The 15,277-nt window shown below is 70.8% G+C and carries 14 protein-coding genes and 1 riboswitch; of the genes, 9 read left to right on the top strand and 5 right to left on the bottom strand.

Going from position 1 to position 15,277, the window contains the following annotated elements:
• Positions 1-81: 81 nt before the first annotated feature.
• The 4 genes from WFI52_RS04195 to WFI52_RS04180 are packed head-to-tail and all read left to right on the top strand — an operon-like array spanning position 82 to position 5,145.
• Positions 82-1,311 (top strand): NAD(P)/FAD-dependent oxidoreductase, encoded by a 1,230-nt coding sequence (locus WFI52_RS04195; RefSeq protein ID WP_336625978.1) that lies wholly within the window; start codon positions 82-84, stop codon positions 1,309-1,311.
• Entirely contained in the window at positions 1,308-2,204 is an 897-nt protein-coding gene (locus WFI52_RS04190) for an SDR family oxidoreductase (RefSeq protein WP_336625979.1), read from the top strand. The genes WFI52_RS04195 and WFI52_RS04190 overlap by 4 nt, the downstream gene beginning before the upstream one ends.
• Complete coding sequence (locus WFI52_RS04185) at positions 2,201-3,586, top strand: alpha/beta fold hydrolase (RefSeq protein WP_336625980.1); 1,386 nt, start codon at positions 2,201-2,203, stop codon at positions 3,584-3,586. The genes WFI52_RS04190 and WFI52_RS04185 overlap by 4 nt, the downstream gene beginning before the upstream one ends.
• On the top strand, positions 3,583-5,145 hold the full coding sequence (locus tag WFI52_RS04180; RefSeq protein WP_336625981.1) for a GMC family oxidoreductase: 1,563 nt from the start codon (positions 3,583-3,585) through the stop codon (positions 5,143-5,145). Before WFI52_RS04185 ends, WFI52_RS04180 begins: the two co-directional genes overlap by 4 nt.
• Positions 5,146-5,169: 24 nt before the next feature.
• On the opposite strand, the gene WFI52_RS04175 is transcribed toward WFI52_RS04180, so the two are convergent.
• Genes WFI52_RS04175 through WFI52_RS04165 form a run of 3 tightly spaced genes read right to left on the bottom strand, consistent with a single transcriptional unit; the run spans position 5,170 to position 8,424 of the window.
• Positions 5,170-6,984, bottom strand: a complete 1,815-nt coding sequence (locus tag WFI52_RS04175; RefSeq protein WP_336625982.1) for a glycoside hydrolase family 15 protein — start codon at positions 6,982-6,984, stop codon at positions 5,170-5,172.
• A gap of 10 nt (positions 6,985-6,994) precedes the next feature.
• Entirely contained in the window at positions 6,995-7,876 is an 882-nt protein-coding gene (locus WFI52_RS04170; RefSeq protein ID WP_442927702.1) for an SDR family oxidoreductase, read from the bottom strand.
• Between the two features lie 5 nt (positions 7,877-7,881).
• The gene (locus tag WFI52_RS04165) at positions 7,882-8,424 is read right to left on the bottom strand and encodes a Dps family protein (RefSeq protein ID WP_336625984.1); all 543 of its coding nucleotides are present in this window, start codon (positions 8,422-8,424) and stop codon (positions 7,882-7,884) included.
• Between the two features lie 129 nt (positions 8,425-8,553).
• Between WFI52_RS04165 and WFI52_RS04160 the strand changes: the two genes are divergently transcribed.
• The 5 genes from WFI52_RS04160 to WFI52_RS04140 all read left to right on the top strand — a co-directional run bounded on the left by WFI52_RS04160 (position 8,554) and on the right by WFI52_RS04140 (position 12,563).
• The gene (locus tag WFI52_RS04160) at positions 8,554-9,351 is read left to right on the top strand and encodes a transglutaminase-like domain-containing protein (RefSeq protein WP_336625985.1); all 798 of its coding nucleotides are present in this window, start codon (positions 8,554-8,556) and stop codon (positions 9,349-9,351) included.
• 56 nt (positions 9,352-9,407) lie between these two features.
• A complete protein-coding gene (locus WFI52_RS04155; protein ID WP_336625986.1) occupies positions 9,408-9,953 on the top strand; it encodes a hypothetical protein in 546 nt (181 codons plus the stop codon).
• A 141-nt stretch (positions 9,954-10,094) separates the two neighbouring features.
• On the top strand, positions 10,095-10,946 hold the full coding sequence (locus tag WFI52_RS04150) for an ABC transporter substrate-binding protein (protein ID WP_336625987.1): 852 nt from the start codon (positions 10,095-10,097) through the stop codon (positions 10,944-10,946).
• 22 nt (positions 10,947-10,968) lie between these two features.
• Positions 10,969-11,814 carry an amino acid ABC transporter permease gene (locus WFI52_RS04145; protein ID WP_336625988.1) on the top strand — a complete coding sequence of 282 codons (846 nt, stop codon included), beginning with the start codon at positions 10,969-10,971 and terminating at the stop codon, positions 11,812-11,814.
• Positions 11,811-12,563, top strand: coding sequence for an amino acid ABC transporter ATP-binding protein (locus tag WFI52_RS04140; protein WP_336625989.1), 753 nt, complete (start codon positions 11,811-11,813; stop codon positions 12,561-12,563). The genes WFI52_RS04145 and WFI52_RS04140 overlap by 4 nt, the downstream gene beginning before the upstream one ends.
• A gap of 238 nt (positions 12,564-12,801) precedes the next feature.
• Here the strand turns inward: WFI52_RS04140 and WFI52_RS04135 are convergent, their stop codons facing one another.
• Together WFI52_RS04135 and glyA are read right to left on the bottom strand one after the other, a co-directional pair.
• On the bottom strand, positions 12,802-13,686 hold the full coding sequence (locus tag WFI52_RS04135; RefSeq protein ID WP_336625990.1) for a bifunctional methylenetetrahydrofolate dehydrogenase/methenyltetrahydrofolate cyclohydrolase: 885 nt from the start codon (positions 13,684-13,686) through the stop codon (positions 12,802-12,804).
• 88 nt (positions 13,687-13,774) lie between these two features.
• Positions 13,775-15,049 carry a serine hydroxymethyltransferase gene (glyA, locus tag WFI52_RS04130; RefSeq protein ID WP_336625991.1) on the bottom strand — a complete coding sequence of 425 codons (1,275 nt, stop codon included), beginning with the start codon at positions 15,047-15,049 and terminating at the stop codon, positions 13,775-13,777.
• Between the two features lie 49 nt (positions 15,050-15,098).
• Positions 15,099-15,181: riboswitch (ZMP/ZTP riboswitch) on the bottom strand.
• Between the last annotated feature and the right edge of the window lie 96 nt (positions 15,182-15,277).

The raw sequence follows: 15,277 nt of genomic DNA, 5'->3' as shown, positions 1-15,277 counted from the left end.
CCGACGGACCCGCCTGTAGCGTGCGGGCACGCACGGGTCAACCCGATGGCCGCGCACGCGCGCTGCTGATCGAATCGGAGCATGACCTCCTCGCGCAGCGATCGTCCGAACGCCTACGACCACATCATCATCGGCGGCGGAATGGTCGCGGATGCCGCCGCACGCGGCATCCGCGAACGCGACGATGGCGCGACCATCGCGATCATCAGCGATGACATCGACGAACCGTATACGCGGCCGGCGCTGAGCAAGAAACTGTGGACGGATCCCGACTTCACGTGGGAGCAGGTGCCGCTGGACACGGCTGCGGACACCGGCGCGACCATCCTGCTCCGCACGCACGTGAGTGCGCTCCGTCCCGACGCGCACGAGATCGAGACGGATGCCGGTGACACCCTCTCCTATGCGACGGCGCTTCTCGCGACGGGCGGCGATCCCGTCCGACTGCCGATCGAACGTGCCGATGCGAGCGACCGTGTGATCGCCTTCCGCACCGCCGAGGATTACCGGCACCTGCGCGCCCTCGCCGCGCGGGTCGACCGCATCGCCGTCGTCGGCGGCGGCTACATCGGCAGTGAGCTGGCGGCGGCGCTCGTGCAGCAGGGCGTCGACACCGTCCTCGTCCACAGCACGAAGGGCCTCGGCGCCGACGTCTTCCCGACGGACCTCGCCGACCACTTCGCCGCGATGTTCGTCGCGGCGGGCGTCGAGCTCGTCGGCGGCCGTGAGGTCGTGGGCGGCATCGCAGGTGACGCCGCCGTCCGCCTCGATCTGGAAGGCGGCGGCACGGTGACGGCGGATGCCGTGGTCTCGGGCCTCGGCATCCGGCCGAACGTCGACCTGGCGGAAAAGGCCGGCCTCGAGGTCGCCGACGGGATCGTCGTCGACGCGCAGCTGCGCACCTCGGCGACGGATGTCTTCGCCGCCGGCGATGTCGCCGAGTACCCCGACCGCATCCTCGGTCGGCGGCGGATCGAACACGTCGACAACGCCGAGCAGATGGGGCGGCAGGCCGGCCGCAACCTCACCGGCGCCGACGAGGACTACGCGCACACGCCGTACTACTACTCCGCCGTCTTCGACACGCGCTATGAAGCGGTCGGCACTCTCGACGGGAGCCTGGAGACCGTCGCGGACTGGGCCGAGCCGCTTTCGCGAGGCGTCGTCTACTACCTCGACGACGACCGCGTCGTCGGGGTGCTGCTGTGGAACGTCCCCGATGCGACGGATGCCGCGCGCGCCGTGCTCGCGAGCGACGGACCCGTCGACAGGGCTGCGCTCATCGGTCGCATTCCGGCGGGCGCGCGATGACCCCCGATCAGTTCGCGTTCGGCGACCCGGTCGCCCGGTACCCCCGGGTCGAGCCTCCCCTGCAGCATCAGGACGAGCCGGCCGTGCAAGGCCGCATGACACCCGTGCCCGACCTCGGCGAGACGAGCTACCGCGGCACGGGTCGCCTCGAGGGCCGCCGTGCGCTCATCACGGGCGGCGACTCGGGCATCGGCGGCGCGACGGCGATCGCCTTCGCCCGCGAGGGCGCCGACGTCGCGATCGTGCACCGCGCCGGCGAGGAGGAGGATGCCGCACACGTCCTCGCGCTCATCGAAGCGGCCGGCCGTCGCGGCTTCGCGCTCGTGGCCGACATCACCGACGCGGCCCGATGCCGATCCCTCGTGGCGGAGGCGGCGGCCGCGCTCGGCGGCCTCGACATCCTCGTCAACAACGCCGGCAAGCAGACGGCGGTGGAGCACGTGGAAGACCTCGACGACGCGCAGTTCGAGGCGACGTTCCGCACGAACGTCTTCGCACCGTTCTGGCTCATCAAAGCGGCGCTGCCGCACCTCGCCCCCGGCGCGGCGATCATCAATACGGCCTCGCTGGAGGCCTACGTACCAGCGCCCGACCGCCTGGACTATGCCGCGACCAAGGCCGCGATCAACAATCTCTCCAAAGGTCTGGCGCAGCAGCTCGCGCCGCGCGGCATCCGCGTCAACGTCGTCGCTCCCGGGCCGACGTGGACGGCGCTGCAGGTCTCCGACGGGGTCTCGGACGAGCAGATGACGCACTTCGACGACGAGAACGAGTACCGTCGCGCGGGGCAGCCGGCGGAGATCGCGCCGGCGTTCGTGTTCCTCGCCTCCGCCGAGTCGGGCTACGTGTCGGGCGAGACGCTCAACGTCAACGGCGGCATGGTGACGCCGTGACCGCGCTCACCGTGTACGCGCTGCACGCCCTCGGCGGGAGCGGTGCGGCGTTCCGCGCCCTCGAGGAGCGCCTCGACCCCGGCATCCGTCTCATCACGATCGACCTGCCGGGTTTCGGAGATGCGCGCGACGAGGACGGATACGGCGTCGCGGCGATGGCGGACCACGTCCTCGCGCAGATCCATCGCGACGGCGCGGCGCGCTGGGTGCTCCTCGGGCACAGCATGGGCGGAAAGGTGGCGAGCGTCGTCGCGCGGCGCGCCCTGCAGGGCGACGACCCCGTGTTCGGCCTCGCCGGCGTCGTGCTCGTCGCGGCGTCCCCGCCCACGCCGGAGCCCATGTCGGAGGACAAGCGCGCCGACATGCTCACGTGGGCGGATGCCGGAGGGCTCAGCGAACACCAGGCACGCACGTTCGTCGAGGACAACACGGCGCTGCCGCTCCCCCGTGAGAGCGACTCGCGGACGATCGACGACCTGCGCCGCGCGGCGCCCGCCGCCTGGACGGCGTGGCTCGCCGACGGCAGCCGCGAGGACGTGTCGGACGAGGTCGGCGTGCTCGATGTCCCCGCGGTCGTCGTCGCGGGCGAAGACGACCGCGACCTCGGTGCCGACGCGCAGCCGCGTCTGCACGCGGCCGTGTACCCCCGCGCGAGATTCGTGCGTCTGCGCGAGACGGGGCACCTCGTCCCCCAGGAACGACCCGCCCACCTCGCCGCGGCGATCGCCGCCCTGCGCGACGAGATCACCGCGCGGTCTCCGCTCGTCCCCGAGGGGTGGGCGCGCCTCATCGCGTCGCCCGCCGTGGAGCCCCGCGTCCGCGCTTCTCTCGCCGCCCGCGCGATCGCCGACGACCCCGACTATCGTCCGCGTGCGCTCACGCCCGCGCAGCTCGAGACGCTGCGCCGCTTCGCCGACGTGGTCGTGCCGCAGTCGGCGGCCCCCGGCGAGGGCCGCATCGATCTCGCCGCACGATGGGACCGGCAGCTCGCCGCGGGCGACGGCGACGGCTGGCGGCCGGCCGACCTGCCCCCCGACGCCGTCGCTGCGAGGCTGGCGCTGGACGCGCTCGGCCACGTGGATCTCGACGGCGAGGCGGGGCGGAGCGCCGTGAGCGCACTCGTCGAGGGCGCTCTCGCCCCGCGCGGCGCGGCGCTCTCGCCCGCCCAGCTCCAGGCGTGGGCGGAGGACGCGCGCGTCGACCTCGTGCGGCACTGGCTCGCCCACCCGGCATCCCTCGCCCGCACGGGGAACGATACGTTCGCGACGCGTGGCATCGGCGCGGCGGACCGTCCTCGGGGCTTCACGGTGCTCGGCGCGGGCCGGCGTGCCGATTGGGAGCCCGGCGATCTCGGGATCGCCGACGAAAGGGAGACCGTGTGAGCGCGCTCGCTCTGGAGGTCGCGGCGATGCGACACTACGACCCCCGCGATGAGGCCGACGTGGTCGTCGTGGGCACCGGTGCCGGGGGCGCGCCCGTGCTCGCCGAACTCGCCCGCGCGGGGCTGCGCGTCATCGCGATGGAGGCCGGCCCCTTCTTCGACCCCGCCGAGCACACGCCCGACGAGATCGAAGCCGCGGAGATCAATTGGATGGACGAGCGCCTCTCCGGAGGCGCCGACCCGACGGCATTCGGGCCGAACAACTCCGGGCGGGGTGTCGGCGGATCGACGCTGCATTGGGGCGCGTTCACACCGCGACCCACGGCGGGCCAGCTGCGGCTGCGCACGGAGACGGGCCTCGGACGTGACTGGCCGTTCGATTCGGCCGAGCTCCTCCCCTTTCTCCTCCGCGCCGAAGCGGACCTCGGTGTGAGCGGGCCGAGAGACTACCCGTGGGACCCGGACCGCTCGTACCGCTATCCGCCCGCCGCCCGCAACGCGTCGGCGCAGAACATGGCGACGGGATGCCGCGCCCTCGGCATCCGCACGGCCGATGCACCCGCTGCCGTGCTCACCGCCCCGCGTCTGCAGCACGGCATGCCGCGAGAGGCATGCATCGCGTGCGGCACGTGCCATCAGGGCTGCCGGACCGGCGCGAAGGCGACCATGGGGACGACGTACCTGCCCGCCGCGATCGCGAACGGGGCGGAGATCCGGGCCGGCGCGATGGTGCACACGATCGAGACGGATGCCACGGGGCGCGTGCGCGCCGTCGTCTATCGGCAGGACGGGGTCGAGATCCGGCAGGCGTGCCGCGCACTCGTGCTGTCGGCCGGCGGCGTCGAGACCCCGCGACTGCTCCTCGCGAACGATCTCGCGAACGGCAGCGGGCAGGTCGGACGCAATTTCCTCGCCCACCCCGCGACGCAGGTGTGGGGCACGTTCGACGTGCAGCAGCGCTCCTACCGCGGATACCCCTCGTCACTGATCACCGAGGACTTCCTCGCGCCGCAGGGGGCCGACTTCGCCGGAGGTTACCTCATCCAGAGCCTCGGCGTGATGCCGCTCACGTACGCCACAAGCCTCGTCCGCGGGGGCGGACTCTGGGGACCGGAGCTCATGGCGGCCGTGGACGGCGCACGATTCACCACCGGTGTGGGCATCAATGGTGAGTGCCTGCCGAGCGACGACAACACACTCACGCTCGCGAGCGAGACCGCCGACGACGGACTCCCCCGCGCCCGCGTGACGTTCACCGTCGGCACGAACGAGAAGGCGCTCATCCGTCACGCGACCGACACGATGATCCGCATCCTCGAGGCGGCCGGGGCCACCTCGACGCGCGTCCTCGACCGGACGGCACACACCCTCGGTACCTGCCGCATGAGCGCCGACCCCGACGACGGGGTCGTGGATGCCGCGGGGCGCAGCCACGAGATCGACAACCTCTGGATCGTCGACAACTCCACCTTCCCGAGCGCGCTGGCCGCCAATCCCGCCCTCACTCAGGTCGCGCTCGCCCTGCGCAGTGCGGAGCACCTGCTGGCCGTAAGGGGATGAGCGGCTCGCGGCCCGGCGGCGGGCTCAGTGCCCTTCGAGTGCCCGCGCCGGCACGACTTCGCGGATCGTGAGCGCGGCGGTGACCACCGCGAGATGGCTGAGCGCCTGCGGCAGGTTGCCCCAAAACGAGCCGTCTCGCTCCGAGATCATCTCGCTGTAGATGCCGACGTCGTTCGCGTGCGCGACGAGCTCGTCCATCGCGGCGAGCGCCTCCTCGTGCCGCCCCACACAGGCGAGGGCGCCCGCGCGCCAGAAGGCGGAGGCGACGAACGTGTGCTCCTCGCGCGGCATCCCGCTGTAGCGGTAGATCAGCGCGCCCCGACCGAGCTCTGCGGTGAGCGCGTCGATCGTGCGGGACATCCGCTCGCCGCGGTCGAAGCCGCTCTCGGCGTGAATGAGAACCGAGGTGTCGAGCGCCGTCGAACCGGCGTACATCGTGTACGCACCGGCATCCTCCGACCAGCACTCGCGTGCGATCCACGTCGAGATCCGATCGCGCTCCGAGGCCCAGCGTGCGGTGTCACCGGGGATCGCGCCCGCCTCGGCGAGGTGCACGGCGTCGCGAAGCGCCTGCCAGCACCCCATCTTCGACGACGTGTAGTGCTCGAGCTCGGGCAGTTCCCACATGCCCGAGTCGCGCTCCCGCCACAGATCGCACGTCCGGTCGGCCCCCTGCGCGAGCATGCGGCCCGTCTCCACATCGAGGACGTTGCCCGCGTCGACGTACGTGCGGCAGATGGCGAACAGGTCGCCGTAGACACCGAGCTGCAGCTGATCTCGCGCGGGGTTGCCCGTGACAACCGGGCCGATCCCTTGCCAGCCCGGCACGTCGAACTCCTCCACCCCGTCCAGGAGCTCACCTCGCAGCGTGTACATCACGTGCGGGTCGGACCCGTGCGCTCGGATCGTCCGCACCAGCCAGGAGAGCGCGGCGTGGGTCTCCTCACGAAGCCCGAACCGGACGAGTGCGTGGGCCGTGTAGGCGAGGTCGCGCACCCACGCGTAGCGGTAGTCCCAGTTCTTCCCGCCTGCCGGATTCTCCGGCAGCGACGTCGTCGCGGCAGCCGCGATCGCCCCCGTCGGCGCGTACACGAGAAGCTTCAGGGCGAGCGCGCTGCGCTGCACGGCATCCGACCAGGGTCCCTCGTACGAGAATTCACGCGACCACGTCCGCCAGCCGGCGATGGAGCGCTCCAGGCTGTCGTCGAGCGTCGCGGGATCGGGAAGATGCAGCGGCTCGTCGTCGGTGGCGACGACCGCGAGCAGATGGCGGCTCCCGCCCCGCGCGAGGAAGGTGCCGCGGATCAACGGGAACGGGTCGGCGTCCTGCTCCGAGCGCGCCCGTCCGATCTCTTCGCCGAGGACGGCGAGGGTCGTCGCACCCACCCTCATCAGGTGCGCCCCGTCGTGACGGACGACCCACGGTGCCGCCGTCCGGAGCCTCGTGCCGGGGCGAATCGCCCAACGCATCCGCACCTCGCCCTCGAGAGATTCGATGCGGCGCACGAGCTGCGCCCACGGAAGCCGCCCCGCGATACCGGTAACGAGCGCATCGGTGACGCGGACGGTCCCGGCCGACGACGCGAACGTCGTCTGCAGCACGTTGGTCCCGGGCAGGTACCGACGACGGACGGTGTAATCGATGCCGGAGCGACCCTCGGGCGAAAGCTCGAGACATCCGCCGTGGTCGTCGTCCAGGAGGCGCGCGAAGACGGGCGTCGAGTCGAGGTTCGGCATCGGCATCCAGTCGATGCCGCCGTCGGCGGCGATGAGTGCGACGGTGCGGCCGTCGCCGATCGGGGCGTAAGTGCGCAGGTCGTCGCGCCCGACGACCGTCATCCGGTCCGGCTCACGTCAGAGTCATCCCGCCCGTCACCGCGATGGTTTCGCCGACGACGTAGCTCGATTCCTGCGAGGCGAGGAACACATACGCCGGGGCGAGCTCCACGGGCTGGCCGGCGCGGCCGATCGGAGTCTGCTCGCCGAAGTGCTCGATCTTCTCGTTGGGCACGAATGCGGGCTGCAGCGGCGTCCAGATCGGGCCCGGCGCCACGCCGTTGACACGGATGCCGCGCTCGATGAGCTGCTGCGCCGTGGCTCGGGTCCAATTGGCGATGCCCGCTTTCGACACGGCGTACTCGGCGAGCGAGGGTGACGGGTCGAAACCTTGGATCGACGAAGTGGTGATGATCGCCGACCCCGGCTTCAGATGCGGCGAGGCGGCCTTGGTCATCCAGAAGAGCGGATAGATGTTGACCTTCACGACGTGGTCGAGGGTCTTCGTCTCGAAGTCGTCGATCGAATCGACGGTCGGCATGGTCCCCGCGTTGAGGACGAGGATGTCGAGACCGCCGAGGCCTTCGACGGCCTTCTCGACGGTGTCGATGCTCACCTGCTCGTCCTGCAGGTCGCCGGGGAGCAGGACTGCCGTACGCCCTTCGGCGCGGATCAGCTCTGCAACCTCTTCTGCCTGCGCCTGCTCGACCGGAAGGTAGGACAGCGCGACGTCGGCGCCTTCGCGGGCGTAGGCGATCGCGACCGCGCGGCCGATGCCCGAATCGGCACCGGTGACCAGCGCCTTGCGACCGGGGAGACGCCCGAAGCCGACGTAGGTCTTCTCACCGTGGTCGGGTGCGGGGGTCATCTCGTGGATGTCGCCGGGCCCCGTCTGCTGCTGCGGGGGAAACGGCGGGCGCGGATACTGCGTCGTCGGGTCCTGGAGCGTGTACATGCCGGTCACGATGCGGCGGGCTTCCGGTTCTCGGCGCTCATCATCCACGCGTATTGTTCGAGCTTCTCGATGATCTCGTGGAAGATGTCCGCGCTCGTCGGGTCTTCCTCATCGACCTGGTCGTGAACGTCGCGGCACGTGGCGACGGCGTCCTCCAGACGCGCGGTGATGAGATCGATGACCTCCGTCGTCGCGATCTCGCCCTGGGGGAACTCGGGCAGGGTGGTCGATTCGGCGACCGTGTCGCTGCGCCCGTCCGGCAGCGCGTGCAGGGCCCGCATACGCTCCGCGATGGTGTCGCTGAACTCGCGCGCGGCATCGATGATCTCGTCGAGGGCGAGATGCGTGTCGCGGAAGTTGGTGCCCACGACGTTCCAGTGCGCCTGCTTGCCTTGCGAGGCCAGTTCGATGAGGTCCACGAGCACCTTCTGCAGGTTCTCGCTCAGGGCCTTCGAGGCGGTGAAGCCGCTTTCGGCGTTCTGCTCATCGGTCAGTCGCGCGCCGTGCGCCGGCTTGCGCTTGTTCTTGGTCGCTGTCGTGGTTGCCATGACTTCGACGGTAGAGGCGGCGCCGGCCGCGCGGACGGGGATTGCGCGCGCAGGACGCAGATGATACGCCGATCCTCCGGGGCCCGCCGCGCGTTCCGCGGCGCACGCGCGATGTGTCACGCTGTGCGCATGCAGCGAGACGTCACCGCACATCTGGAACTGAACGTGTCCGACCCCGCCGACCTGGTCGTCGCGATCGCGGTCTCGGCACACTACGAACCCGATCACGAGAGCTTCACCGCGCTCCTCGACGGCGTGCCGGTCCCCACGACCACGTTCGCCGATCACAGCGGCACGCGCTTTCAGCGGCTGCAGGCCGGCGCGGGAACGCTCGTCGTCGACTACCGCGCGCACATCCTCGGGGAGGGGAGTCCGACCGTGGGTCTGCCCTACGACCTGTTCGCGTACCGCCTGCCGAGCCGCTACGCCGAAAGCGACGTACTCTCCCCCACCGCGACGGCTGAATTCGCCGGCATCGAGCCCGGGCCGGACCTCCTCGCCGCGGTCTCCTCGTGGGTGGGCACGCAGCTCAGCTACGTTCCCGGTGCGTCCGGCCCGACCGACGGCGCCGTCCAGACCCTCCTCGCCCGACAGGGTGTCTGCCGCGACTACGCCCACTTGTGCGCCGCACTCCTGCGGGCGCAGGGGGTCGCCGCGCGGGTCGCCGCCGTCTACGCGCCGGGTCTCGAGCCGATGGAGTTCCACGCCGTGACCGAGGCGTGGATCGACGGCGCCTGGCGCGTGGTGGATGCCACGGCCCTCGCCCCCCGCCAGAGTCTCGTGCGCATCGCGACAGGACGGGATGCCGCCGACACCGCGTTCCTCACCGTGTTGAGCGGGCGCGCCGAACTCGACGCGATCGAGGTGACCGCGGTCGTCGACGACCTGCCGCGGGACGACGTCACGCAGCTCGTCTCGATCCGCTGACGGCGCGACGCGGACCGGCGTTCGCGTCGGCGGCGACACCGTGCCACGCTGGGGGCATGAAGGCCTGGGTCGTGCGATTCGTCTCGCTGTACGTGTTCAACGTCGTCGTGCTGCTCCTGATCGGACTGCTGACGCCCGCCCACGTGGGATGGGCGGTGATCTGGGCATCCGTCGTCCTCACGCTCGCCGAGCTCTTCGTGAAGCCCCTCCTCCAGGGGGCCTTCGCGAAGTCCGCCGCCAAGACGGCGGGCGAGCGCACCCGCGCGGGCGAAGCGCTCGTGCAGGGACTCATCGTGCTCGCGGTCGCCGCGATCGTCTGGATCATCACGCTGCTGCTCACGGGCGTGAACGCACGCGGCAGCTGGTTCTGGGCGTACGTCCTGCCCCCGATCATCATCGCGATCGGCTGGTTCGTGTATTCGAAGATCGACGATCGGCTGCAGCGGCGCGCCGGCGACCTGTACGACCGCGCCGAGGCGCGCATTCGGGGCACGAATCGCCCCGAGACCACGACCGGTGCCGCCCCGGCGGCGGGGCCCCTCCTCGATGACGGCCTCACCCCCGAACAGCGCAAGATGCTCGACGACCTCGGCAAGAGCTGACACGACACGGCCGCATGACGACCCTGTAACAAACCGACGCCCGCCGCCCGAGGCGGCATCCTCAGCGGCGATGATGGATGCTGCGGCATCCGTCCACAGCATCCGACGGGCCGCGCTCCCGCACCCGGAAGGTACCCCGCCATGTCGCGTCCCGTTCTGCGCACCACTCTCGCCGCCACCGCGGCCGCCGCCCTCCTCCTCCTCGCCGGCTGCGCCGGTGCTTCCGACCCGGCGTCTTCGACCGCCGGCGCCGACGCCGGCTACGTGACGCCGGGCAAGCTCACCTTCGCGACGGGCGAGACCGCCTACGAACCGTACGTGTTGAACGACGACCCGGCGTCGGGCGAGGGTTTCGAAGCCGCCGTCGCGTACGCCGTCGCGGAGAAGCTCGGCTTCGCGAAGGAGGACGTCGTGTGGGTGCGCACCTCGTTCGAGTCGGCGATCGCGCCGGGGCCGAAGAACTTCGACGTCAACATCCAGCAGTACACGATCACCGACGAGCGCACGCAGGCCGTCGACTTCTCGACGCCGTACTACGAGGCGAGCCAGTCGGTCGTCGCGGTCAAAGGCGGAAAGGCCGACGGCGTCACCGACATCGCTGGGCTCAAAGGTCTCGTCCTCGGCGCCATGACCGGGTCGACGAGTGCGACGACGCTCGAAGAGGCGATCGCCCCGACCACCCCCGCGCAGTACTACAGCTCCAACGAGGACGCCGTCGCGGCGCTGAAGGCCGGCCAGATCGACGCGATCGTGCTCGACACCCCCACCGCCTACGTCGCGACCGTCGTGCCCTACATCGAGAACTCCTTCGTCGTCGGGCAACTGCCCGCTGCCGGGGTGCCCGACCAGTGGGGCATCGTCCTGGCGAAGGATTCCCCGCTCACGGCGCGCGTCAGCGAGGCCGTCGACGCGCTTCGCGCAGACGGGACGCTCGCCGCGCTCGAGCAGAAGTGGCTCGGCGTGCTGACGGACGGCATCCCGCAGCTGAAGTGACCAGGTCGGGTAACGTCGTCCCGTGACCAGCCACGCCCCCAGCGCGCTCGAGCTCGAGCGGCGCGCCTACCGACGCGGGCGCGAGCGGCGGTCGGTCCTCGTGGCGATCGCCTCGACGCTCGTGTTCGCCGGGGTCGTCTGGGTGACGGTGATCAACACCCCGGGCTGGGCGGGCGTGCAGGGCGCGTTCTTCGACCCCGCGGTCGCGGTGAAGGCACTGCCGAAAGTCTGGGACGGGTTCCTGCTGAATCTGCAGGTGCTGGCCCTCTCGCTCATCACCGTGAGCGCCGTCGCCCTCCTCATCGCGCTCGTGCGAACCCTCAGAGGCCCCGTGTTCTTTCCGCTTCGGGTCCTCGCGGCCGGATACACCGACCTCTTCCGCGGGCTGCCGTTCATCATCGTCCTCTACCTCGTCGGATACGGTCTGCCGACGATTGCCGGAGTCCGCATCCCCGTCGTCGTCCTCGGTGTGCTCGCGGTAACCCTCACCTACTCGTCGTACGTCGCCGAGGTGATCCGCGCGGGGATCGAGGCGGTCCACCCGTCGCAGCGCCTCGCCGCCCGCGCGCTCGGCCTCGGACACGGGCAGACCATGCGCCGCGTGGTGCTCCCGCAGGCGCTGCGCAAGATGACGCCACCGCTCATGAACGACTTCATCTCGATGCAGAAGGACGTCGGCCTGATCTCGATCCTCGGGGCCGTCGACGCCATCGCCGCGGCGCGATCCGTGGCATCCCTCACCTACAACTTCACGCCGTACGTCGTGGCGGGCCTCCTCTTCGTCCTCCTCGCGATCCCGACGATCCGCGTCACCGACTGGTACACGGCGCGCCTGCGCGAGCGCGAGCAGACGGGAGCGATCCTGTGACGCACGCGAGCCCCGCCATCCCGGCTCTGCGCGCCGAGGACGTCTGGAAGTCGTTCGGCGCCCGCGAAGTGCTGCGCGGGGTATCGGTGTCGCTCCGGGCGCACGACGTGGTCGCGCTCATCGGGGCGTCGGGCTCGGGCAAGTCCACGCTGCTGCGCTGCCTCGGGCTGCTCGAGCCCATCGACGACGGGCGCATCTTCCTCGGGGAGGAGGACATCTCCGACCCGCGTGTGGATGGCAATCGGGTGCGCGCACGTCTGGGCGCCGTCTTCCAGAGCTACAACCTCTTCCCGCATCTGTCCGTGCTCGGCAACGTCACGCTCGCCTCGCGCATCGTGCACAAGGTACCGAAGAAGGATGCCGAGGAGCGCGCGATGGCGCTGCTCGAGCGGGTCGGGCTCGCCGGCTTCGCCAAGGCTCATCCCGACCGCCTGTCGGGCGGGCAGCAGCAGCGCGTGGCGATCGCCCGGGCGATCGCCACCGACCCTGACGTCCTGCTCCTCGACGAGATCACCTCGGCCCTCGACCCCGAGCTCGTCGGCGAGGTGCTGGACCTGGTGCGCTCCCTCGCCGAAGGCGGGGCGACGATTCTCATGGCCACGCACGAGATGGCCTTCGCGCGCGATGTCGCCGACCGGGTGATCGTCCTCGATGAGGGCCTGATCGTCGAGGAGGGCGCCCCGGCATCCGTCTTCACCGCGCCCGCGCACCCGCGCACCCGCGCACTGCTCGCCCGCATCACCCCCTGACTCCGCAAGATCCCCTTCCGCGAGGGTGCGCTCGTTTCGCACGAGGGTGCACTCGTTTCGCACGAGGGTGCACTGCGGGGGCGGGCGGGCGAGGCCGAGCGGGCGATCGGTGCGCGCACGTGCTCCGCAGAATGTCACGAACTCCGCAGGCATCGCGGCATCCTGGTGCGGAGTACATCGCAATCTGCGGAGTTCCTGCTCCGCCGAACGCGACGGACCGGATGCCGCACGCTGACGCTCAGGCGCGGATCGTGCGCTCCGCTGCTTCGACGACGTTCGTCATGAGGAGCGCCACTGTCATCGGGCCGACGCCGCCGGGGTTCGGCGACAGCCAGCCAGCGACGTCCTCGACTCCGGGGGCGATGTCGCCGTAGACCTTCGACTTGCCGGTGTCGGGGTCGGTTTCGCGCGTCACGCCGACGTCGAGCACGGCCGCACCGGGCTTGACGTCCTCGGGGCGGACGAGGTGCTTGACGCCCGCGGCGCCGACGATGACATCGGCCTGCCGCAGGTATGACGGCAGATCCCGCGTGCCCGTGTGCGTCAGCGTCACGGTCGCGTTGACGGCGCGGCGCGTGAGCAGCAGCCCGATCGAGCGACCGATCGTGACCCCGCGCCCGACGACGACGACGTGCGTGCCGGCGAGCGCGAACCCGTTGCGCTCGAGCAGCTCGATGACGGCCCGCGGCGTGCACGGCAGCGGGGACGTGATCTCGTCGTTCACGTTGAGCACGAGCTTGCCGAGGTTCACGGGGTGCAGGCCGTCGGCGTCCTTCGCGGGATCGATCCGCTCGAGGATGCGGTCCGTGTCGAGGTGACGCGGCAGCGGCAGCTGCACGATGTAGCCGTGGCAGGACGGGTCGGCGTTCAGCCGATCGATCTCCGCCTCGACGTCCGCCTGCGTGGCATCCGCCGGCAGCTCGACCTGGATCGAGTTCATTCCGATCGCCTCGGACTCGCGGTGCTTCATCCCGACGTACAGCTGGGATGCCGGGTCGGCACCCACGAGCACCGTCGCGATGCCCGGGGTGACCCCCGCCGCCTTCAGCTTCGCGACGCGCTCGGCGAGCTCCGCCTTGATCGCGGCCGCTGTCGCCCGCCCGTCGAGCTTCACGGCCGTCATCGTGCGCCTCCCGCCTTCTCCGCGAGACGGCATGCAGCGCGGCGCGCGCCGACGCGCGTCACGCGCTGCATGCCGTTTCGAGAGCGGCTCACTGAACGAGACCCGGGTAGAGGGGGAAGGCGGCGGTGAGGGATGCCACGCGCGCGCGAAGCGCCTCGAGGTCGGCGCCCGGCTGCAGCGCGAGCGCGATGACGTCGGCGACCTCGGTGAACTCGGCATCCCCGAAGCCGCGCGTCGCGAGCGCCGGCGTGCCGATCCGCAGGCCCGACGTCACCATGGGCGGGCGCGGGTCGTTCGGTACGGCGTTGCGGTTGACCGTGATGTGGATCTCGTGGAGCAGATCCTCGGCCTGCTTGCCGTCGATCGCGGCGTTTCGAAGATCGACGAGCACGAGGTGCACGTCGGTGCCGCCCGAGCGGATCGAGATCCCGGCATCCACGACGTCCTGCTGCGCCAGGCGTTCGGCGAGGATTGCAGCTCCCCGCACCGTGCGCTCCTGGCGCTCGCGGAACTCGGGGCTCGCGGCGAGCTTGAACGCCGTCGCCTTCGCGGCGATCACGTGCATGAGCGGACCGCCCTGCTGGCCCGGGAAGACGGCCGTGTTGATCTTCTTCGCGATGTCGGCGTCGTTCGTGAGGATGAAGCCCGAGCGCGGACCGCCGATCGTCTTGTGCACGGTCGAGGACACGACATCGGCGTAGGGCACGGGCGAGGGGTGCAGGCCCGCCGCGACGAGGCCGGCGAAGTGCGCCATGTCGACCCACAGGAGGGCGCCGACCTTGTCGGCGATCTCGCGGAAGCGCGCGAAGTCGAGCTGGCGGGGGTACGCCGACCACCCGGCGATGATGACCTTCGGGGAGTGCTCCACGGCGAGACGCTCGACCTCGTCCATGTCGATGATCGAGGTCTCGGCGTCGACGCCGTACGCGACGATGTTGTACAGGCGGCCCGAGAAGTTGATCTTCATACCGTGCGTCAAGTGACCGCCGTGGTCGAGCGAGAGGCCCAGCAGCGTGTCGCCGGGCCGCGCAATCGCGTGGAGGACGGCGGCGTTGGCGGAGGCGCCGGAGTGCGGCTGGACGTTCGCGAACTCGGCGCCGAAGAGGGCCTTCGCACGCTCGATGGCGAGCTCCTCGGCGACGTCGACCTCTTCGCAGCCGCCGTAGTAGCGACGTCCCGGGTAGCCCTCGGCGTACTTGTTCGTGAGCACCGAGCCCTGCGACTGCAGCACCGAGACCGGCACGAAGTTCTCCGACGCGATCATCTCGAGATACCCGCGCTGACGCTCGAGTTCGCGCTCGAGCACCTGGGCGATCTCGGGGTCGACCTCGGCGAGCGGGGCGGTGAAGGACGGGTCGGTCATGGCAGCTCCTGATCGGGGTGGGTTCATCCGCCCGGCGGCGGAGAAGGCCACGGCCGACCCAGGCGTACGGTCGATTGCCATGTGGTCGCTCCCCGGTGGTGGCCCACCTCAACGCCAGTCGCGACACAGCGAGCATACCGGCCGCACCGCCACGCGCGCGAACGGTCAGCGTCTCCGATTCGGGTTTGTTAGGGCGCTTTACAACTCGAATCGATTCGGCGAGAATGG

This window comes from Microbacterium sp. MMO-20, assembly GCF_037147735.1.
Classification (GTDB): Bacteria; Actinomycetota; Actinomycetes; order Actinomycetales; family Microbacteriaceae; genus Microbacterium.
Note: the sequence above shows the minus strand (reverse complement) of the source record. Positions and strands in the feature narration are given on the sequence as shown.

Coding starts and splice junctions, on each gene's coding strand:
- WFI52_RS04195 (WP_336625978.1), top strand. CDS start 82: ATGACCTCCTCGCGCAGCGATCGTCCGAACGCCTACGACCACATCATC.
- WFI52_RS04190 (WP_336625979.1), top strand. CDS start 1,308: ATGACCCCCGATCAGTTCGCGTTCGGCGACCCGGTCGCCCGGTACCCC.
- WFI52_RS04175 (WP_336625982.1), bottom strand. CDS start 6,984: ATGACGGTCGTCGGGCGCGACGACCTGCGCACTTACGCCCCGATCGGC.
- WFI52_RS04170 (WP_442927702.1), bottom strand. CDS start 7,876: ATGTACACGCTCCAGGACCCGACGACGCAGTATCCGCGCCCGCCGTTT.
- WFI52_RS04165 (WP_336625984.1), bottom strand. CDS start 8,424: ATGGCAACCACGACAGCGACCAAGAACAAGCGCAAGCCGGCGCACGGC.
- WFI52_RS04160 (WP_336625985.1), top strand. CDS start 8,554: ATGCAGCGAGACGTCACCGCACATCTGGAACTGAACGTGTCCGACCCC.
- WFI52_RS04155 (WP_336625986.1), top strand. CDS start 9,408: ATGAAGGCCTGGGTCGTGCGATTCGTCTCGCTGTACGTGTTCAACGTC.
- WFI52_RS04150 (WP_336625987.1), top strand. CDS start 10,095: ATGTCGCGTCCCGTTCTGCGCACCACTCTCGCCGCCACCGCGGCCGCC.
- WFI52_RS04135 (WP_336625990.1), bottom strand. CDS start 13,686: ATGACGGCCGTGAAGCTCGACGGGCGGGCGACAGCGGCCGCGATCAAG.
- glyA (WP_336625991.1), bottom strand. CDS start 15,049: ATGACCGACCCGTCCTTCACCGCCCCGCTCGCCGAGGTCGACCCCGAG.